The 19,209-nt window shown below is 43.5% G+C and carries 20 protein-coding genes; 8 read left to right on the top strand and 12 right to left on the bottom strand.

Annotated features, from left to right (window positions below; all coding sequences use genetic code 11):
- Nucleotides 1-65 precede the first annotated feature (65 nt).
- From ACYVRH_RS09995 to ACYVRH_RS09975, 5 genes are all read left to right on the top strand, one after another.
- Entirely contained in the window at nucleotides 66-422 is a 357-nt protein-coding gene (locus ACYVRH_RS09995; protein ID WP_461256768.1) for a helix-turn-helix domain-containing protein, read from the top strand.
- A gap of 457 nt (nucleotides 423-879) precedes the next feature.
- Complete coding sequence (locus tag ACYVRH_RS09990) at nucleotides 880-1,155, top strand: type II toxin-antitoxin system RelB/DinJ family antitoxin (RefSeq protein ID WP_461256767.1); 276 nt, start codon at nucleotides 880-882, stop codon at nucleotides 1,153-1,155.
- Nucleotides 1,148-1,417 carry a Txe/YoeB family addiction module toxin gene (locus tag ACYVRH_RS09985; protein WP_461256766.1) on the top strand — a complete coding sequence of 90 codons (270 nt, stop codon included), beginning with the start codon at nucleotides 1,148-1,150 and terminating at the stop codon, nucleotides 1,415-1,417. The genes ACYVRH_RS09990 and ACYVRH_RS09985 overlap by 8 nt, the downstream gene beginning before the upstream one ends.
- Before the next feature lie 593 nt (nucleotides 1,418-2,010).
- Nucleotides 2,011-2,316, top strand: a complete 306-nt coding sequence (locus tag ACYVRH_RS09980; protein WP_461256765.1) for a hypothetical protein — start codon at nucleotides 2,011-2,013, stop codon at nucleotides 2,314-2,316.
- Complete coding sequence (locus ACYVRH_RS09975; protein ID WP_461256837.1) at nucleotides 2,295-2,486, top strand: tyrosine-type recombinase/integrase; 192 nt, start codon at nucleotides 2,295-2,297, stop codon at nucleotides 2,484-2,486. Before ACYVRH_RS09980 ends, ACYVRH_RS09975 begins: the two co-directional genes overlap by 22 nt.
- 15 nt (nucleotides 2,487-2,501) lie before the next feature.
- Here the strand turns inward: ACYVRH_RS09975 and ACYVRH_RS09970 are convergent, their stop codons facing one another.
- From ACYVRH_RS09970 to lsrK, 5 genes are all read right to left on the bottom strand, one after another.
- A complete protein-coding gene (locus tag ACYVRH_RS09970; protein ID WP_461256764.1) occupies nucleotides 2,502-2,855 on the bottom strand; it encodes a hypothetical protein in 354 nt (117 codons plus the stop codon).
- A 97-nt stretch (nucleotides 2,856-2,952) separates the two neighbouring features.
- Nucleotides 2,953-4,803, bottom strand: coding sequence for a flavin reductase (locus ACYVRH_RS09965; protein ID WP_461256763.1), 1,851 nt, complete (start codon nucleotides 4,801-4,803; stop codon nucleotides 2,953-2,955).
- Nucleotides 4,804-4,873: 70 nt separating this feature from the next.
- Entirely contained in the window at nucleotides 4,874-5,641 is a 768-nt protein-coding gene (locus ACYVRH_RS09960; RefSeq protein ID WP_461256762.1) for an EFR1 family ferrodoxin, read from the bottom strand.
- A 50-nt stretch (nucleotides 5,642-5,691) separates the two neighbouring features.
- On the bottom strand, nucleotides 5,692-6,042 hold the full coding sequence (locus ACYVRH_RS09955; protein WP_461256761.1) for a cupin domain-containing protein: 351 nt from the start codon (nucleotides 6,040-6,042) through the stop codon (nucleotides 5,692-5,694).
- Nucleotides 6,043-6,056: 14 nt separating this feature from the next.
- Nucleotides 6,057-7,622 carry an autoinducer-2 kinase gene (gene lsrK / locus ACYVRH_RS09950; RefSeq protein WP_461256760.1) on the bottom strand — a complete coding sequence of 522 codons (1,566 nt, stop codon included), beginning with the start codon at nucleotides 7,620-7,622 and terminating at the stop codon, nucleotides 6,057-6,059.
- A 67-nt stretch (nucleotides 7,623-7,689) separates the two neighbouring features.
- Here lsrK and lsrF point away from each other — a divergent pair, with 67 nt between their 5' ends.
- On the top strand, nucleotides 7,690-8,577 hold the full coding sequence (gene lsrF, locus ACYVRH_RS09945; protein ID WP_461256759.1) for a 3-hydroxy-5-phosphonooxypentane-2,4-dione thiolase: 888 nt from the start codon (nucleotides 7,690-7,692) through the stop codon (nucleotides 8,575-8,577).
- A gap of 322 nt (nucleotides 8,578-8,899) precedes the next feature.
- Here the strand turns inward: lsrF and ACYVRH_RS09940 are convergent, their stop codons facing one another.
- The 5 genes from ACYVRH_RS09940 to ACYVRH_RS09920 form a co-directional block, all read right to left on the bottom strand.
- Nucleotides 8,900-9,241, bottom strand: coding sequence for a GNAT family N-acetyltransferase (locus ACYVRH_RS09940; protein WP_461256758.1), 342 nt, complete (start codon nucleotides 9,239-9,241; stop codon nucleotides 8,900-8,902).
- Nucleotides 9,242-9,257: 16 nt separating this feature from the next.
- Nucleotides 9,258-9,590 carry a cytidine deaminase family protein gene (locus ACYVRH_RS09935; protein WP_461256836.1) on the bottom strand — a complete coding sequence of 111 codons (333 nt, stop codon included), beginning with the start codon at nucleotides 9,588-9,590 and terminating at the stop codon, nucleotides 9,258-9,260.
- Between the two features lie 81 nt (nucleotides 9,591-9,671).
- Nucleotides 9,672-10,100, bottom strand: a complete 429-nt coding sequence (locus ACYVRH_RS09930) for a hypothetical protein (RefSeq protein ID WP_461256757.1) — start codon at nucleotides 10,098-10,100, stop codon at nucleotides 9,672-9,674.
- Between the two features lie 54 nt (nucleotides 10,101-10,154).
- Entirely contained in the window at nucleotides 10,155-10,640 is a 486-nt protein-coding gene (locus tag ACYVRH_RS09925; RefSeq protein ID WP_461256756.1) for a GNAT family N-acetyltransferase, read from the bottom strand.
- Nucleotides 10,641-10,812: 172 nt separating this feature from the next.
- Nucleotides 10,813-11,403 (bottom strand): GNAT family N-acetyltransferase, encoded by a 591-nt coding sequence (locus ACYVRH_RS09920; RefSeq protein ID WP_461256755.1) that lies wholly within the window; start codon nucleotides 11,401-11,403, stop codon nucleotides 10,813-10,815.
- A gap of 113 nt (nucleotides 11,404-11,516) precedes the next feature.
- On the opposite strand from ACYVRH_RS09920, the gene ACYVRH_RS09915 reads away from it, so the two are divergent.
- The gene (locus tag ACYVRH_RS09915) at nucleotides 11,517-11,792 is read left to right on the top strand and encodes an integrase core domain-containing protein (protein ID WP_461256754.1); all 276 of its coding nucleotides are present in this window, start codon (nucleotides 11,517-11,519) and stop codon (nucleotides 11,790-11,792) included.
- A 3-nt stretch (nucleotides 11,793-11,795) separates the two neighbouring features.
- Here the strand turns inward: ACYVRH_RS09915 and ACYVRH_RS09910 are convergent, their stop codons facing one another.
- A complete protein-coding gene (locus ACYVRH_RS09910; protein ID WP_461256753.1) occupies nucleotides 11,796-16,187 on the bottom strand; it encodes an acyl-CoA dehydratase activase in 4,392 nt (1,463 codons plus the stop codon).
- Nucleotides 16,188-16,545: 358 nt separating this feature from the next.
- Nucleotides 16,546-17,754, bottom strand: coding sequence for a hypothetical protein (locus ACYVRH_RS09905; RefSeq protein ID WP_461256752.1), 1,209 nt, complete (start codon nucleotides 17,752-17,754; stop codon nucleotides 16,546-16,548).
- 219 nt (nucleotides 17,755-17,973) lie between these two features.
- On the opposite strand from ACYVRH_RS09905, the gene ACYVRH_RS09900 reads away from it, so the two are divergent.
- On the top strand, nucleotides 17,974-19,209 hold a 1,236-nt coding region (locus ACYVRH_RS09900; RefSeq protein ID WP_461256751.1), incomplete at its 3' end, for a hypothetical protein.

Raw genomic sequence — 19,209 nt, 5'->3', positions numbered from 1 at the left:
CTACCAAATGAAAGTTGCTATTAATTCCTTTCCTGTTAGTATAATAAATTTAAAAATACTGAAATATGACGAATATCAGGGAATTATTGGCTTTCAATCTCAAATCTTTCAGGGCTGCCCGAGGGTGGAGTCAGGCAAAATTAGCGGAAAAAACAGGTACTTCGACCCAATATATAGGAATGATTGAAACAAAAATCAAATTTCCTTCTTCCGATATGCTTCAAAAACTAGCTTTAGCGCTTAAAATAGACCCTGCGGAACTCTTTTACAGGGAAATTGACCCGGAAACAATGAGAAAAAACGCCCAAAAAGCCGTTATTGAAGATTTTGGAGAGGCTTTTTGCTTACTAATCAATGATTTTATTGCTGAAAAAGTCAGAGAGATAGATGAAGGAACCGTAGAAAAGCCCATTTTAGATTAAAGCCAAGATACCTCCAATTAATTGAAAATGGAATAATTTTTTGAGGTATTAGATTGCATGATCGAATTATGGGGTATTCTTCACCTTCAGTAAATCTTGCTCCCTTCACAAGGTAAGCATGAAGAATAACGTGAGAGGCTTCATGAACTACATTGAAACGCGCATGACCATCATCAACAGCAATCTTATTATAGCAAGTCTGTGTTATTTGTACTGTTCGCTCCATTGGTCTCATTCTAGCTTCAATAATAAGATTATCAAAACATGTAATAAGATCTTCTTTATATCCATGTGATAGGAATAAAGAAACTTCCAGTGATTTATCAACATCCAATGGGACTGGCTTTCTGTTTAAGGTCTCTGGATGATACTTTTTTAAGAAATTTTCCATTTCTAAATATGTATTGACATTGTAAGTGTTTAGCTGTATATTGTAAATATAATAGGAGATACACTTATGGCCACTACAAGTATAACAATCCGTATGGATAAGAACCTCAAAAAACAAGCCGAAACTCTCTTCGATGAGCTAGGTATTAATATGACTACGGCCTTTACTATTTTTACCAAAACTGCCGTCCGGCAACAAAAAATACCTTTTGAACTCACAGCAGATCCATTCTTTAATGAAGAAAATCAAGCACGCTTGCGTAAGGCGGCAAAAGACATGGAGGCGGGGCGAGGCATAGTTCGCAAAACCTTGGCAGAACTTGAGGCCTTGGAAAATGAGTGATCTTATTTTCAAAGATGAAGCATGGGAAGACTATGTTTACTGGCAGAAGCAGGACAAGAAAACTTTAAAGCGTATCAATGAACTCATCAAAGAGGTTGAACGAAATGGTTATACGGGAATTGGAAAACCTGAGCCGTTAAAATATGACTTATCAGGATGGTGGAGTAGGCATATTGATGAGAATAATCGATTAGTTTATAGACTTGATGATAAAGGCGGCATCGAGATACTTCAATGCGGTTCACATTATCGTGATAAATAATGACTCAATTCTTCCCTTCCCCTGTTACCATTATTGTTACTAAAACCCTTGATCTTTCCCATTCAGCCTGATACGCTATGATTCATAGCAATTCTACTTATCTCTATATGGGATATAGAATTAGCTCATAGTAGTACATTCTGGTACCCCCCAAAGCAGAGACCTAGTTTTGCCTGTTACCCACTGTGTCCGTGGTCCGAATCCGCGCGGGGGAGCAAATAACCGCACGCCGAAGGCGTGTAGATGAAAAACCCCAAACGCTCCGGCGCCGAACAGCTCCCCCACGACGAAAAAAATGAGGCTGGCTTTAGCCAGCCGTCCGCGCCGCGGTCAAAGCGAGGTACTCGCCGCATTTTATTAATGTTGTAAAACAGCGATTTTTTCTGTACTAACCAACCGCACGCCGAAGGCGTGTAGATGAAAAACCCCAAACGCTCCGGCGCCGAACAGCTCCCCCACGACGAAAAAAATGAGGCTGGCTTTAGCCAGCCGTCCGCGCCGCAGTCAAAGCGAGGTACTCGCCGCATTTTATTAATGTTGTAAAACAGCGATTTTTTCTGTACCAACCAACCGCACGCCGCTAGGAGGCTACTATGGCGGTCAAGTTTGGCAAGTATCACCTTTTCCAAAGGCGGTTAGAGTACGGCACATTCTGGTACTATTGGTATTATGATGAAACCGGAAAGCAGGTTCAGAAAGCGTGCGGCTACGGATGCGAAAGCAAACGGGACGCAGCCGCCTTTCTGGAAAATCTTTTGCAGTCGGATCTGCTCAATGAAAAACGTAAAGATGAATTAAAAAAAACTTCTTCCAATTCGCGGAAAATTTCTTTCTCGAAGGGGCTGCCCACCTTGAGTGATGGAAAGCCAAAGGCCATATCCTCAAACCACAAACCGTAGTCCAGCACCGCCACCATCTCACGAACTACCTTATCCCCAAGTTTGGCAAACTCCCATTGGACAAAATCCGTCCAGCGAAAGTAGAGGACTTCCTGCTGGAGCAACGGCTTTCAAACTCATGCCGGAATACGATCCTCTACATGCTTAAACTTGTTATGCGTGAAGCCTAAGAGAGCAGGTGTTATTCAAATGATACCTGAGTTTGAACCTTTTAAGCGGAACGGCAAGCGACAGGATGTGTTATCAAGCGAAGAATTGACAGCCTTATTCCCATACAATGAAAAAGAACTTATTAAAATCTGGAAGCGCCCGGATGACATGAGAAAAGAACGCGATGAAATCGCCCTGATGTTCGGGACTCTTTTTTGCGTGACTGTTTCAGCGGGCTTGCGTTCAGGCGAAATAAGGGCATTGAACACGGAACAAATCAGCATTGCAAACAGCGGCTTTGTGATTGACCACGCCGTCGATGATCGGGGCAGGATTAGGCCGGTAAAAAAAGCAACCGCCGATGATACGAGAAGCAGGGCGATTATCATCCCCGAAATTACTTTAAGGATACTGGAACATGCGCCCTTCGGTAGAGCAATTCTGGGGGAAAAAATAAGACGTTGCCCTTATTGTGATGCCATCGCGTCAAATACGCTCAAAGTCCTTAGCGCCGTGCTTGCAGAGAGGGCAAATAAAATCATCCGGCAAAGTGTCGCCTTCATATACATATCCGCATATTTTGCAGACGAATCCCTTTTTGTTTCCTTTAGGCGGTTGGGGCTTGGGTCTTATATTATCAAAGTAATATTGATATGTTACGCTTGCGTCATGCGATAGCGAAAAGGCTTGGCGCACCTCGGCGATAAACAGCGTATGCGTGCCGCAGTCAAAAGATTCTTTCACTTCTGCGGAAATCACGCCGTTTGTCCATTTTGACACATAACGGATGCCGTTTTCAGTACGCAGGGCCTCCCCGCAACCGGCAAATTTATCCGTCTCTTTTCCGTTTTGAAAGCCAAAATGCTGGAAAACGCGAAAAGGCACTCCCTCGCTTAAAACGGAAATATTGAATTTTCCCGTCTTTAGTATCATATCGTGAGTATAATTGGCCTTATTCACTCCAATAGTTATCTTCACGGGAGACGCTGTTATTTGCATGACCGTATTGATAATACAGCCGTTGTCCTTATCGCCGTCTCTGGCTGTTAATACAAATAAACCATAGGACAGTTTGAACATTGTGTCGGGATCAATTGCATTTAACGCAGCTTGATTTTTCTGATTATGTTCAACGGGAGCGGTGAAATCCGCGCTAATCGCTTCCGCCATTGATTCAATATCTTGAAGCTGCGCTGTTTTTAAGCCGGACAGTATGCTTAACTTATTTTCAAGAATATCAATATTTTTGCATTTGCCAAGTTTTTCACGAATTAAATCGCCGCTTGTGGGCGCCCATGAACCGTTTTCGATTATGGCAACCTTGCGGTTTTTAATATTGTGCGCCGTAAGATCATTAATCAAGGCTTCCATTGTTACGAAAATTCCAGCGTTGTAGGTTGTGGACGCGAATACGAGGTGGCTCCATTTGAACGCTGCGCTTACTATCTCTGAAGCCGGCGTAACTGAAACGTCAAATATAACGGTTTTAATTCCTTTGTCGCGTAGGCGGCAGGCAAGAATTTCCGCCGCGTTTTCCGTATTCTCGTAAACCGACGCATAGGCGATCATAACGCCGCGATCTTCCGGCTCGTATTTGCCCCAAAGCATGTATTTTGAAATAATTTCATTTAGATTTGTTCGCCATACAAAGCCGTGAAGCGGACATATCATTTCTATTTTGAGGGCGGACATTTTGTCCAGCGCCGATTCAACCTGAGTCCCATATTTCCCGACTATATTTGAATAATAGCGCCTCGCCTCGTCCATATAATCCTTCGCGAAATCCACTTCATCAGCAAAAAGAGCGCCGTTCAACGCGCCAAAACATCCAAACGCGTCCGCTGAAAAAAGTATTTTATTCGTGGAATCGTAGGTAAACATAACTTCCGGCCAATGTATCATTGGCGCCATAATAAATTGAAGAGTGTGCTTTCCGGTATTCAGAGTCTCGTTTGCTTCGACCACATGGACGTGCGAATCAATATCAAAGTCGTAGAATTGTTTGATAATTTTTAACGCCCTTGCACTGCAAACAATTTTTATTTCAGGGTACTGTCGGATCAATTCATGAATCACTGCGGAATGGTCGGGTTCGACATGTTGTACCACGAGGTAATCCAGTTTTCTGCCTTTCAACGCTTCTTCAATATTTTCTAAAAATCTCTGCCGTACCGCTTTATCGACAGTATCAAACAGCACAGTTTTTTCATCAGTCAAAAGGTATGAATTGTACGACACGCCCGCCGGTACGGAATAAACGCCCTCGAATAACGCCAGCCGCCGGTCATTCGCTCCGACCCATAATAAATCATCAGTAACTTTTTTTATACAGTACATTTTCTAAATTATACTCCTTTATAATCATTATAAGGCAGATACAGGTGCCTGTCATCAGTTAATTTTCCGTCTATCCCCTTCCAAGTTCTTTAATACTAACCTCAGGATGACAATACCCCCGCGTGCCGAATTTTGCGCGTCCGAATTGAATGGCGCGTGACGGGCATAAGTCGATACAGGCGGCGCAATTTTCGCATTTGCAGGTGAATACTGGGCGGTTTCCCTTCATAGTAATACCGGCAACGGGGCAAACTTTTTCGCAGATACGGCAGCCGTTACATTTGTCGCTTACTTTGTAATGCTTGTAAAATATTTTTACCCCAAGAGAGAAAAGAAAAGAAATAAATACGGATAACGGACGGAAGGTATTAATCTTGTTTGTTTTTCTTTCTATCACATAACGCGCCGCTTTTTCAGTCGCTTCTTTCTGCATGGCGGCGCGTTTTGTAATCTTTTTCTCATCAGGCGGGCCAAATACGGGGATGTAATTTTCCATTGCGGGAATTTTACCAAAGTAAAGAGAAGCTATCTTTTTCTTTTTTAATATTCTGCTTAGTTCCGCCTGCGTGCCGCATGGGTCGGAGCCGTAGGTTACAAACGCCGCAAGATACAGAGTTTTAAATAGAGCTTTCTTTGCAAAGCGGCGGACTATCAACGGCAGTCCGTAGGCATACGAAGGGTAGACAAATATCACAGCCTGCGCGTCAATTATTATTTCGTCTTTTTCAGCTTCAATGCCAATGTTAAACAGTTCGCAAGGTTCGCCGATTATTTGCGCAATTTTTTTCGCAGACCATAAACTGTTGCCGGTGCCGCTGAAGTAATAAATTTTTGTCAATTATTTTTATCCTTCTTTATTAAAGAAATTGTTCCGCTTTTATGCCGCTGTTAAATTACAGGATTATCCACTTCAATTTTATCAACCTTCTGATAAGGGGCAAGTGTAGAAACCATGCGCACTACAGAAGAAGATTTATTGATCACATAATGAACCTCTTTAGGCTCAATGTGAATGAGTTGGCCGGGACTAAGGGTGTGCGCCGTTCCGTCCACAACGATGGTAACTGTTCCCTCAAGGATAAAAAAATTTTCTTCCATCACTTCATGGTAATGGGCGCGAAAATCCTGCCCGGGCATGAATTGTACCAGCGCGAAGTTACTGCGAGGTCCCTGCATGAGGTACTTGGGGCCTGAGTCCCCGAATCTGTATTCCTTGTCTTTTTCATCTACTATAAACATATTGTCCTCCTTAATTACATCCCCGGCGCAAGCCACATATATTTAGTTACTTTTTCATCACTAAGCCGTAACTGCGGCGCGTAAGCCGCTTTCCATTTTTCAAATGCCTTTTCATAGATTTCGCTGTTTTCTTTGTTAGGTGAAAATACCTTTTCAATTTTTGCCAGTTTGCGGGCGGTCTCCTTAACATCGGCATACAGTCCTATGCCTTTCCCTGCCATGATGGCTGCCCCCAACGCTGTGGCTTCCTTCACTACTGGAACTTCTACTGGAATGCCTAGAGCGTCAGCAAGTATCTGGGGCCATAAGGCGCTCTTTGAGGCGCCACCAGCGAAAACTATTTTTTTAGGGCAATTGCCTGTCGCGGCTTCTACAAGGCGCAGATGGCCTAGTGTTACAAGGGCGGTGTTTTCCATGATTGCTCGGTAGAAGGTAAACTTGTTGTATTTTTCGGGGTTAAGCTCGAAGTTTATGAAGCCGGGGGCGGCGTGTTTCCAGTTGATGTAGTTCATTACGTCGGAGAAGGTGCAGATCATGCCGTAACTGCCGGGGGGAATGTTCGCCGCCGCTTTGTCCATGAGAGAGTAGGGGTCGGCGTGTTGTTCGAGAGCGATGCGTTTTTCTTCGGAGCAGAAAGCGTCTCTGTACCATCGCATAACGAGTCCGGGGTTGAAGGCTAGAGCTTCGTATTGCCACAGGTTGGCAATGGCGTGGCAGTTTACACGAACGTCGCTTTTGGGGGAGCAAGCGCCTGAGTCGGTGTTGTATTCGTACTGCCAGAAACTGCCGCCGAAAACTACCGCTTCGTTTGTATCGACTACGCCTACGCCGATGGTGCCAAGCTGACAGTCTCCGCCGCCAACGACTAGGGGAGTACCTTCAAGCAAGCCGGTTTGTTTAGCGCCTGTTTTGGACACTTTTGCGGCGGCAGTACCGCACTCTATTACATCGGGGAAAATGTCATCACGGAGGCCGCAGCGGCGGGCTATGCTTTTGTCCCATGTTCTTGTTTTAAGATCGAAAAGGCCGGTGGTTGAACCGTTGCTGGGTTCCACGGCAAGTACTCCTGAAAGTTTAAAAATGATCCAGTCGTTAAACATTCCGATGCGGGAGATTTTTTTGTATGCGTCGGGGAGTTTGTTCTTTACCCATAACAGACGGGGTAAAGCGCCTAACGCAAAGGTTTGACCGGATTCCATGTACAATTCTTTCTCAAGCTCCGGGTCTATGCGTTTTAGTTGGGCGACTTCATCACCGGCACGGGCGTCAACATTGGCGCACGCCCATATTTCCTCTCCCGCCGCATCGTAAAGGACAATGCCTTCCCTCATGCAAGTGCTGGACAGCGCCGCTATTTGGGCGGGTTTAATGCAGGTTTCCGCCATGACTTCCTTTATACAAGAGCGGGTAAGGTTCCAGTTGGTTTTCCAATCAAAATCCATACTTCCCGGATACCGCCGGTCTTCAAGATGTCTCCACTCTTTTTGTACGCAGGCTGTTTGATTACCGTTGGCATCAAATATAACGGCTCGGACGCTTCCTGTTCCCGCATCGACCGCCATCAAATATTCGCCGGACATAACTCCCCCTTTTTATTTCTACAAGATTATCATATAATTTGATTTTATATAACTATGGAGGATAATCATGGCTGATGTTGAAGGAACTAAGGTAGAGAAAAATTACCATACTGACGTGCCTTTTAAGACAAACGGGAATTTTCATGTGAAGGGCGCGGCGAATCTTGATTGGGGGATGAAAAGGCATTTAACCAATATTTTCAATCCTAAAAGCGGCAATACGGTGATGTTCGCTTTTGATCACGGTTATTTTATGGGTTCAGTTTCCGGTCTTGAACGGCTGGACTTGCTTATCCCTCAATTAATTGATCATGTTGACGTGCTGATGGCGACACGGGGGGCGCTTAGAACTTGCGTTAAGCCGAATTTCAGAAAAGGTATCGCCCTGCGGGTGTCTGCCGGTTCGTCAATGATAAACGACGACCTTAGTCATGAGATTGTTTCGGTGGATATTGAAGACGCTATCCGCATGAACGCCGATTGTCTTGCGGTTCAAACTTTTATCGGGGCGGACGGTCAGCTTGAAAGCATAGGCAACCTTTCAAAAGTGATAAACGCCGGCGCTCGTTATAGCATACCCACTTTGGGCGTTATTGCCGTTGGGAAAAATATGGAGCGCACCGACCAGTATTTTAAATTGGCGACCCGCATTGTGGCGGAGCTTGGCGCTAATATCGTGAAGACTTACTATTGCGATAAGTTCGAGGAAATTGCCGCAGCGTGTCCTGTTCCCATTGTTGTAGCCGGCGGCAAGAAATTGCCGGAAAAAGAGGCGCTTACGATGGCTTATCAATCAATTCAGGGTGGGGCGCATGGGCTTGATATGGGCAGGAATATTTTTCAAAGTTATCATCCGGGGGAGATGGCGGACGCTATTGGGAAGATTGTGCATAACAGGTATACGGACAAGGAAGCGTGGGAGTTTTACTGCGAGAAGACTAAGGGTAAAGGTTAAACTGTTACACGATGTATGCCCAAAGAATTTATTTAGTACAGTGCAATCCGGCGTAGCCGGATTGCTTAGGAGTTTTGCCAAATAGCAAACTACTGTTTTCGTTGCTTTTTTTACTTTGGTTAGACTCCATGCTTCTTGATAATGTCTTGTGTTTGGCAAAACTCCATGCTGCGGGTGGCAAAAACTCTGGGAGAGCGTCGCATTGTCGGTCACCTGAAGGTGTCCTTGCTTTATTGGGGACTGCGGCATTATTGATCCACACGGCTACGCCGTGCGTTTATTTGGCTGTGGCGGGGAACGTAAAATCCCCTTGAGGAGAAGGTTAAACAGAAAGACGAAGTGATAGCGGAGCTTGCCGAAGAGCTTTTAGCGTTAAAAAAAAGAATTCTGGCCTGAGGTAGGGAAAGCGAAAATGAGTCTTGAAGCGCGGCAAATTGCGGAAAGGGAAATACGGCGTTACCACTTTTAATTCTACGGCAAAAAACGCCTTATTTCTTGATCTTTCAATACATAGCTCTTTTGCTTTTTCTATTGTTATTTGTTTTCCGGGTTCATATTTATAAGTCTGTTTATCTGATAAATATTCATAAAGGTCAGCACAATCGTTTTCTTTAAATTGGCGTATATTTAATCTTTCAGTAATCACTACTGTTTTTATTTTCAATTTTTAACCTCATTATTCATTTAAAACATTCATCAGCCCACCACATTGGGATTATGTCTTTGAGTCTCACCGTTTTCATTGTATCTATGTTTGTCAATATTTCTATATTCCCGCTGTTTTTATCAAGTTGCATAAGATATTCCCTGCATGCGCCGCAGGGTAATCCGACTTTTCCGTCTAAAAAACAGCAAACTAATTTTACTATTTTACTTTCACCGTTTGTTATCATATTAGCTATTGCGTTACGTTCGGCGCACATACCCAAAGAACATGACGTGTCTATACAAACGCCTGTAAATACATTGCCGTTTTCAGTTAATATGGCAGACGAAACCTCTCCCGCTTCAATTAACGGAGATATTTTACGAGGATTTATTTTACTTTTAGCTGTTTCATAAAGAAACTGCGGCTTTTTATATAGTCCATTAATTTATTTAAAATTTATTATTTCATAAAAGTAAATGTTTTCATCCTTTTCATTATTTTCCCTATTTTCTGCTTCTACCCTAAATACAATATATGGTTTATCTGTTTTTCTCTCAGGCGCATCAACTTGTACTATATATCCCATTATAGACATAGTTCCACCATATTCTTTTATTTGAGTTATGGAATTTATTTTTGAATAATTTAGCATCTTAGTCAAACTCATGGGGCGGAAATAAACAAAATAACCATTATATCCTCCATATGTTTCAAAAACAGTAGTGCCATATAATTCCAGTTTTTCATAGTGCGGATTAATTGTTATATTTTCTTCCGCAATAATATTCCAAGCCCAAAACTCTAAACGCATATTTTCTTCTGGTACGGCATTTGAACGCGGGTATTCTTCTAATCGTAATACATATAATGCCATATACCGGCCTGTTAAGCGACGAATTGGCTTTACAATTTATTATGAATTATATTTTTAAATCCATTTATACATCATTAACTCCCAATTATTTACAATTCTAGTTTTTAAAATATTATAATTTTCATTATAACTAATACTGGAATCATAAATATTAAAACCATTCTTTTTATAAAAATCAATTGACCAAGGAGCAATTTTTAATACATTCAGAATAATTAGTCTGCGATTTTCTTTACTTAATATATTTATACAGTATTCTAATAATTCAGTTCCAATGCCTTTTCGTTGTTCTTTGGATAATAAGTAAAGACCCGAAATAAAAGTATAATTTGATTGATTATTATATGATATCCAACCAATGTGTTCATTTGTATTTAATATTTCCGCAATATATACAATATTTGAAATAAATAAATCCTTTAAAAGATCATATTCCGATTCTCTCCTGATATTTTCAGGAAATATATTTATTGATTCATTATATATGGAAGTCATTATTGCAATATCTGCCCATAAAGCTTTACGGATATTTATTTGCATATTTTTAACCGATTCCCCATTAAATTATTATACACTATTATTTAAATATTTTCAATTTAATTTTTAAACACCTGCCAATTTGTCGCTTAACGTTCCGGCTGTTTATGACTGTTGGGGCAGGTAATAGGGCGATGCGTAAACAGACATATTGTGCAGGTTTTTTGCTTTTTAACTAATTTTTCATTATTTTTTCCATTAAATACCCCGATCTTGTTTTGCTTTTTGGATCATTTATTTTCCAGATTTTAAATCCGCATTTATTTACATAAAAATGATGATTCCTATGTGAAAAGCCTGGAGTATCTGTCATCCATTTTTTTGTTTCGGGAAATTTTTGTTCAATAAATTTCCACATTATTGATCCAATACCTTTGTCTTGAATATCAGGATCAAGAAAAATATTACCTAAAAAATTTTCATTGGTTTTTGTATTGATAAATACGTTAATACCACCAATGGGTTTATTGTCTTTAAAAACAGCAAATGCAGTAGCGTCTTTATTTAAGTACCATTCTCTGAGGAAACTTCCATTTTCATAACCATCAGGACCACCATTTTTTCCAAGATGAATTTGATAGTCTTTGTCAAATGCTTTTTTAAACATTTGAGTAAACAAACTAACATCATCTTCCACAAATTTTTTGAAACTCAACCCACCAAAATTTTCCATAAAAATTCCTCTAAAAATATTTTTGCCTTGATAAATATAAGTTTTATGTAATATACCAGCAATGAGAAAATGAGAATGAATAATTTTCATCATTAAGATACAAAACTCGTTTTATTATTTTCTGGGCATCCTTAGAGACGTATCCGCAAGCCGCCAGACTGCGGCTGATAAGCGACAACGGCAAACTGGAGCGGTTCCACCGCACTTTGAAAACCGAACACGTAAGAAGGGCATCGTATTTGGAATATCAAGACGCCTGCATAAAGCTGGCGGAATGGATCGCGTATTACAACAGCGAAAGGCTTCACAGCGCGATCTGGTATCTAACGCCGAATGACGTTTTTTACGGCAGGGCGGCGGGACGGCTTGAAGAACGCAAAGAAAAGTTGCATCTGCGTTTATTAAGAGACAGGAATACTGGCGGACACAAAATGCCGGTTCCTGACATGCCTTGGTCTGGTACGAGATTTCTTCCACCATAATAATTACATCGCCTTCATCTGACTGCGAGCGTTCATTATCAGCATTTGCAAACGATTTTCTATATTGGCAAAACTCACGTCAGGATCGTAATCCAAAGGCAGAATCTGAATGTCGGGGCGCAATTCTTTTATCTTCTTTATAACACCGCGTCCGCTGATATGATTGGGCAGACAGCCGAATGGCTGAAGGAGGACGAAAGATCGCACGCCTCGGGAGGCGTAGTGAAGAATTTCTCCGGGAATAAGCCAACCTTTTCCGCTTGTAAAAGTACGATGCATTATTGGGTCGGTTGCAGACGCTATTTTAGGAAGTCGTGTGGAAGGTTCGTAAAGAGGATGCTTGATTGCCGTTTTTTCCAGTTTGTTCAGAACATAGTCAAAAAGTCCATTGCCGACATAAGAGACAATAACGTCAATAAAAGGATACTGCACGCCGAAATCTTGCATCTCTGAAATTTTTCGCAGATATTCGCGCCAAAAATTGTCGATCATACGAGGAAGGATAACTTCCATGTTGTGATTTTCCAAATATTCCTCGACATAATAATTAGAACCGGGATGGTAATTTAAAAGGTACTCGCCCAAGATAAATACCAATGGCTTGCGGACGCTCCTGTCGTATGCAATCGCGCGCATTTCGGCAATGCCTTTTTTGTATGCCCGTACCGCGCCGCGTATTCCCTTTGTGGAAAGACCGGCGGCAACCGCGTCTATCGCAGAAGTAAAACAGCGCTCCGTCGAACCGGGAACAAGTTCGTAGGGGCGAATCTTATGGTAGAGATCTTCCAGAATGTCCATGATAATAATGCCCCATATCATGCGTATTTCAAAAGCCGTTCCGAGCTTAAATCCGGGATACATATTTTTTGTATCAAATCTGTCTGTGGTAATTATTGAAACCTGAGGGTAGCCCGCCTCGTCCAAAGCCCTTCGCGCAAGGCTCGCGTAGTGTGAAAGTCTGCAGTCGCTGGGATATTTCGCAAGGCCAAGTACCACTTCTTCGGGCTTGTACCTGCCGCTCTCCAACATCAGCAGTCCCTCGCCAATATTCATCTGAGCGGGGAAGCAAATATCATTGTGAACATATTTTTTTCCAAGCTGTATGGCGTCCCGTCCGCCAAGGGGCATGGGTTCTACCCGAAAACCTTGACGGCGTATGGCGGCGCTTATAATTTTGCAGAAAGCGACAGACACATTCGGGATAATCAGCGTTTTATTTTTCCAATCCGCCCGCGTAAATTTTACGGGGTAAGGGTCTTCCAAAGCTCGCGCCGTCTCTACTGCTTTTTTCGCGCGCCGCGTTTTTATCGTTTCGACAAAAGATTTTATCCTTAGGGTGAGAGGGCCGACGGCGTCCCCTTCGTCAAGTTTAAGGATAAGAGGGGTCTTGCCGGAAATCACATTCATAAGCCGAATAATCTCATCGGTTAGAATCGCGTCATGACCGCAACCGAAACTTACTATCTGCACATATTCAAGAGCTGGATTACGGGCGACGCAAATGGCTCCTGATAACATTCGCGCGTGGAAGTTGTTCGTAATCTCGGAGCGCGCGTATTTAAGGTCAGTCATGTTTAATTCCGGCAGGCAGTCCAATGTAAGGACGGGAATACCCAACCGCGTAAAGTAACCGGATAATGTGTGATTTACAAGCTCATCGTTGTGGTAGGGTCTGCCCGCGAGAACTACGGCAAACTTTCCCTCTTTTTCAACCTGCGCGATTATTTGCCGCGCTTTGGAGATAAGTTCCCCGCGAAACGCCGAAAGCGCCGCGTCCGCCTGGCTTATAGCCTTGCGCGTAACAACGCCCGAAATGTTAAAACTCTTTTTAACAAAATCGCAGATTTGCCTGTTTCTGTCCTGCGGCGTTAACCAATGAAAGATGGGCGTATCAAAAGGAGTGTTCCATCTGCGTTGCGGATCGTCGCTGTATTGAATAACCAGCGGATAACCTTTTACCACGGCGCACACATAGTCGGATGAAGATTCGATATTCTCAGGCGGCATACGGACAATCAAAGGCATAAAAATCCTGTCCGCTTTTTTTTCAACTAAATCGCGGATGTGCCCGTGAACGAGTTTTGCCGGAAAGCACACGGTATCCGAGGAAACGAAGTGCAGTCCTTGTTCGTACAGGCTGCGGTTGGATTTGCGGGAAATAAGAGTCGTGAAACCAAGCGCGCGCCAAAATGTCGTCCAGAAAGGCATACTGTTCCAGAACTCAAGAACGCGGGGAAGACCCAAAGTAATGCCGCGTTCCGGCAGGAACGGCGTTACAGGGTATTCTTTAAAAAGAAGCTCTTCCCGCGTTTTCATAAGATCGGGAACAGCCAACATTCTGCCGGTAATTGTTTTTATTTTTTCCCGCACTGCGGAATCATCCGCCGCGCCTACGACCTCGCCGCGCTCGCAACGGTTGCCGGTAACCCATGTAAGACCGTTGGAAAAGCGCACCAGCATACGGTTACAGTTGTTGCCGCAAAAGGGGCATACTAAATTTGCCTGTTGGGTATAGTTAAAGTCTTTTAGAGCGTCAAAACCGATAAAGCGGGAATGTCCGCTTGTGCCGTGCGGAGAGGTATAACCATGCTCGATTATTTCACGTTTGGTAAGAATGGCAATGCCGACCGCGCCCATCTCTCCCGGGTAGGGGGCGCGTACTACGTTTCTTCCAAGGTATTGCTCAAGCGCGCGCAGTACTGCGTCGTTTTTAAATGTTCCGCCCTGCACGACAATTTTTTTGCCTAACTGCGCGTTATTTGAAATGCGCACTACTTTTGTAAATACATTTTCTATTATCGACCTGCACAGGCCTGCCATAATATCGTCAGCCTGTTTGCCGTTTTTTTGTTCGGTAATAATAGTGCTGTTCATAAAGACGGTACAGCGGCTTCCGAGCAACGCCGGATTTTTCGCGTTAAAGGCGGCTTCGGCAATTTTATCAACGGGAATATGCAGGGTTTCCGCGAAAGTTTCCAAAAATGAACCGCAGCCGGAAGAGCAGGCTTCGTTTACCGTTATGTTTGTAATAACATCGTTTGATATACTGATCGCTTTCATATCCTGGCCGCCGATGTCAAGGATAAACGTTACTCCGGGAACATATTTCTGCGCGGCTGCGGCGTGCGCCACTGTTTCTACCGTGTGGAAATCCGCGCCCAGAGCTTTGTCAAAAAGAAGTTCCCCATAACCGGTTGTTCCCATTGCTATAACTTCCAGATCAATTCCCAAATCCTTGTATTTTTTGTGCATGTCAAGTAACGCCTGTTTTACCACTTTAAGCGGCTCTCCCTTGTTATTACCATAAAAACTGTCAATTACATTTTCATTTTCGTCTATTAAAACAAACTTGGTTGTAGTAGACCCCGCGTCAATGCCCAGATACACCCGCATTGTTTTTCCATGCAGAAAATTTATAGACGCGGGATCATGTTTAATATTGATAGGTTTGTGACGCGCAAGAAAATCTTTACGTTCTTTGCTGTTTGCAAAAAAACATTTATTTAGTTTTTCATCGTTTCCCGTAACGATTTCGCGGTACATGGAAAGGGATGTTAACGCAGCTTCGGGGCTGAAATTTTTGTCATAATCCTGAAATAACTCATTGATGGAAAGGGCGGCTCCGTAAGCGATAAGGGTTTCGCTGTTTGGCGGGGTGATAATGTCGGTTTGCGCAAGTCCAAGCCTTTCCGTAAAAACTCTGATAAGAGTCGGGTTAAATGTCAACGGCCCGCCTTCAAAAATCACTGGCGGTTTTATCTCAAGCCCCTGGGCAAGACCGCCTATCGTCTGCTTTGTAATGGCGTGGAAAGTGGAAAGAGCTATGTCTTCTAACAGTCCGCCCTGATTCAACAGAGGCTGAATATCGGTCTTGGCAAAAACGCCGCAGCGCCCTGAAATATCATACACCTGAGTGCCTCTGGCGGCAAGATTGTCGAACTCCTCGACAGGAGTGCGCAGAAGGGACGCAATCTCATCGATGAACGCTCCTGTTCCGCCGGCGCAGCTTCCGTTCATGCGCATATCGCCGGCTAACATTCGTTTTGTAACAGTGTCATGGTAGAAAAAGACGATTTTTGCGTCCTGTCCGCCCAATTCTACCGCGACTTTTGATTGGGGATAAAAAGTACGCACTGCTATTGAATTGGCGACAACTTCCTGTATATACGGCGCGTTTATCATTTCGGCTATGATTCTGCCGCCGGAACCGCAAAAAGCAAGGCGGTAATCCTCATTGGGAAAACGGAAAAAAATATCTTTAAGAAACGCGTACACTTTTTCGCTTTGACAGGCGCGATGCCGCTCATAGTAAGAAAAAAGCATTTCTTTTGTATCAGGTCTGATAACTACGGCTTTTACAGTAGTGGAACCTACGTCTATACCTACGTGAATCAATTAATTCCTCTTTATTGGAGAAGTATACAATATATCTGTCAAAAAAGACACTAGCAAATTATATACAGAAGATTTCACACACGCTAGATGAACGCACGGCGTAGCCGTGTAGATGAATAATGCCGCATAGCGTAGCACCAATAAACGCCGCTGTCTGTAATAAAGCAAGGCGGCCTTTAGACCGCCGCCAGTGCGCAGATCACTAAGGAACAAAGATCACAAAGGGGGATTAGGGGTTGTTGTCCGACGGCTATATTCGAGCTTCACGCTAAGATAACGGACAAAAACCCCCTCTTCCCTCTTCTCTGTGTTCTTCTCTTACTTTGTGCTCTTTGTGTGAAATTTCTTCGGGTATAAATTATTGAGTACTCTTAGGCGCGTCAGGGTGGTTAGGGCCGAAGCTCTTTAGCAGTACCAAAGGCTCAACCGGGCTTGTGTTGGCAATTACTATGCCTTGTTTTGCCGCGTCCTCGCTTACAAAGAATTCATCGGCGCTCTGCTGGCCAAAGCGCAACATTCCCGGCGCTTCACATAAATAGGGGCCGAATTTGCCGTGTCCCTGTATGAAGATAATTCCGTGCGCCGCAGGTTCCTTCACCGTAACGCTCTTTCCCGGATTAACTGAAAGTTCCTTCGCGCTAAAGAAGCCGTCGTTTGCGTAGGAAATCCATTTCTCCTCGCAGTCAGCGTTTTTAACAATGGTAATCGGCGGTCGGCCAAAGCGTTTTTTGTAGTGGGGGTCGGTATTTTTTTCCCAGTCCAATAAACTGAAAATATAGTCGATGTCGTCTTTTTTGTCGGGGGGACATTCGCCGTTCATAAATTCGCGGGGGTAGGTAACGCCTGAAACGACGTTTTCATGCACTGAGTTGACATCGCCGTTCCAGTTAAGTTCGTAGGTCATTACGGAACCGGGAGCGTGGATAACTCCGGCGGGGGAGTACCAGCCGGAACCAAGCTCGATGCGCCAGGCTCGTGAAAGTTCCGTTATGCGATTATCGCCCTTGTTGTAATCGCGCAGGCGCTGTTTCACTTCTTCGGGTTTTGTGTCAGGGTCATAGCCAAAATATGTAGCGTTTATTTCTCCGGTGTGGCTTGCGCACTGGCGGGGGAAATAGTAGCACTCAGGTTTGCCTAACTTGCCGACTCGCGCCGCCGCTTCCATATCAAGGTGAAGGTGGTGGAAGAGCGGGGTTTTAAGATCGTAAAATTTTGAAAAGACTGGGAACCCTTTGTACTTAGCCATAAGTTCTTTCCCGATGATTGCCTCCCCTAGAACTTCAATTGCTTCTTTCAGGCTGAATTTCTCATCGTTGCCATAATCAACCGCGACAAAACTCAATCCCTCTTGCGGTCCCGCCAGCGGCCCATTTTGTGCGATGTTAGTGGAAGACATCCATCTCTCTTTTATTGAACCGCGCTCAAGGCCGTAGGCAAAATAATCATCGGGATGAAGCCGCAGTCTTCTTCCCTCAACACCGAAAGGGCGGGGTATAAAATTGGGATTCAGGCGGAAAATGCCCTCTCCTTTTTTTAATGTTTTTTCTATTAAATCCTTATTAGCCATATTAAATTCCTCCGTAATAAGAGAATTTTCCGGTATAAAATGCGGGTTGTCAAGCTGATAAAATTTTGTTTACCCGCTTTACATTATTTAAAAATTCTTTTATGTTTAATAATATTCTAACATAAAAAAAATTGAAATTACACCGCTCCGTTGGGGCGTTAAATAGCGGTATTATTTGCATGAACCGCATTATTAATAGGTTTTTTGAAGGATGTTTTGATGAAAAAAATTGTATTGTTTTTATTAGTCGCGGTAGTAACCGTAGGCGCGGCGTGGGGACAAGCGTTCACTGTCGCCCAAATCCCAAATTCTATCGCTCTCGTGGATTTTGACAATTTCTTTGTTGATGGCGTAGCATCTATAGAAAGCCAATATAGTCAGGGAATTTTCACTTCCTATGCTGACGATTTCTTATGGTTTACCGGATATGATGCAAAGGTTGGAACATTCCTTTTATTTGGCGGTCAAGCGTCAAGCGGATATACTCTCAATCTTGGGTTTGCCAAGACGTTAAAAACAGGGTACCTTGGCTTGTACTTTGGCGGCGATCTGGTGAATGCATCCGGCACTAACAACGGACTAACCGGAGATGATAATGCAACTTCTTCTGACGCGACATGGAATAACAAACTTTCAGTCCTTTATGGAAAAGAAGGTTTGGGCGGCATCCGCTTTGACATACTTTTTCCTAATTCTCATTATGAAGATACTTTAATAAACGGCAAACCCGGCTCACAGGAAGTAACCGATGCTCCAAGCATAGGGTTAGGCTGGGGCACCACTCTGGCAAACGGCATGGAAGCGTACGCGCAGTTGGGTTATAGGTTCGCGAATATGACTGTAACCGGCAATAGTGATGGCAGCAAACAAGATACTGAATGGGGTACATCAAGACTTGCGTTACAAGCCGGTATTGAAAAGCCTCTGTCAAAAACTGATAATTCAGAGTCATCGCTTTCGGTTGATGTTTTAATCGGCAATGTATTCGGCGGTTCCGGTGATGGCGACTTAGCTTTGAAAGACCATAGATATGTAAATGGCGGCATTTTCCTGTTTGGCGCGGGTGCGGGCTTTAAACAGAAAATTAATTTAGGCAAGCTTTCATTAGGTTTCAAACCAGGCGTAGCGCTTGGCTTTACGGTTGACGATTCCAGTTCTGCTATTACCGGCAGTAAAACAGTAAACGACCGTAGAAAAATAGTTGGTTTTGAAGTGGCTGCCGACATTGATCTGGGCGTTAAATTTCAAATTAACGAAAAGTTTAGTTTATATTCCGGTCTTGGCCTTTCTATATTTGACTTTAGAACCGGCGGTTATGCGGAAGGCAAAGATGATGAATATGATAAAACTTCAAATCCTGATGTCAAGAGCAGCGCGTGGCAAATTTCCGTTCTCGGCTGGAAAGGCTCAGATTCAAAGCTTAGCTTTGGTTTAACTTATGAACCCGCCAAGAAC

This window comes from Treponema sp. R80B11-R83G3 (assembly GCF_054786115.1).
Note: the sequence above shows the minus strand (reverse complement) of the source record. Positions and strands in the feature narration are given on the sequence as shown.

Excerpts from the sequence above, each read along its gene's own strand:
- ACYVRH_RS09995 (WP_461256768.1), top strand. The coding sequence starts at position 66 with ATGACGAATATCAGGGAATTATTGGCTTTCAATCTCAAATCTTTCAGG.
- ACYVRH_RS09990 (WP_461256767.1), top strand. The coding sequence starts at position 880 with ATGGCCACTACAAGTATAACAATCCGTATGGATAAGAACCTCAAAAAA.
- ACYVRH_RS09985 (WP_461256766.1), top strand. The coding sequence starts at position 1,148 with ATGAGTGATCTTATTTTCAAAGATGAAGCATGGGAAGACTATGTTTAC.
- ACYVRH_RS09980 (WP_461256765.1), top strand. The coding sequence starts at position 2,011 with ATGGCGGTCAAGTTTGGCAAGTATCACCTTTTCCAAAGGCGGTTAGAG.
- ACYVRH_RS09970 (WP_461256764.1), bottom strand. The coding sequence starts at position 2,855 with ATGATAATCGCCCTGCTTCTCGTATCATCGGCGGTTGCTTTTTTTACC.
- ACYVRH_RS09965 (WP_461256763.1), bottom strand. The coding sequence starts at position 4,803 with ATGTACTGTATAAAAAAAGTTACTGATGATTTATTATGGGTCGGAGCG.
- ACYVRH_RS09955 (WP_461256761.1), bottom strand. The coding sequence starts at position 6,042 with ATGTTTATAGTAGATGAAAAAGACAAGGAATACAGATTCGGGGACTCA.
- lsrK (WP_461256760.1), bottom strand. The coding sequence starts at position 7,622 with ATGTCCGGCGAATATTTGATGGCGGTCGATGCGGGAACAGGAAGCGTC.
- lsrF (WP_461256759.1), top strand. The coding sequence starts at position 7,690 with ATGGCTGATGTTGAAGGAACTAAGGTAGAGAAAAATTACCATACTGAC.
- ACYVRH_RS09930 (WP_461256757.1), bottom strand. The coding sequence starts at position 10,100 with ATGGCATTATATGTATTACGATTAGAAGAATACCCGCGTTCAAATGCC.
- ACYVRH_RS09925 (WP_461256756.1), bottom strand. The coding sequence starts at position 10,640 with ATGCAAATAAATATCCGTAAAGCTTTATGGGCAGATATTGCAATAATG.
- ACYVRH_RS09920 (WP_461256755.1), bottom strand. The coding sequence starts at position 11,403 with ATGATGAAAATTATTCATTCTCATTTTCTCATTGCTGGTATATTACAT.
- ACYVRH_RS09905 (WP_461256752.1), bottom strand. The coding sequence starts at position 17,754 with ATGGCTAATAAGGATTTAATAGAAAAAACATTAAAAAAAGGAGAGGGC.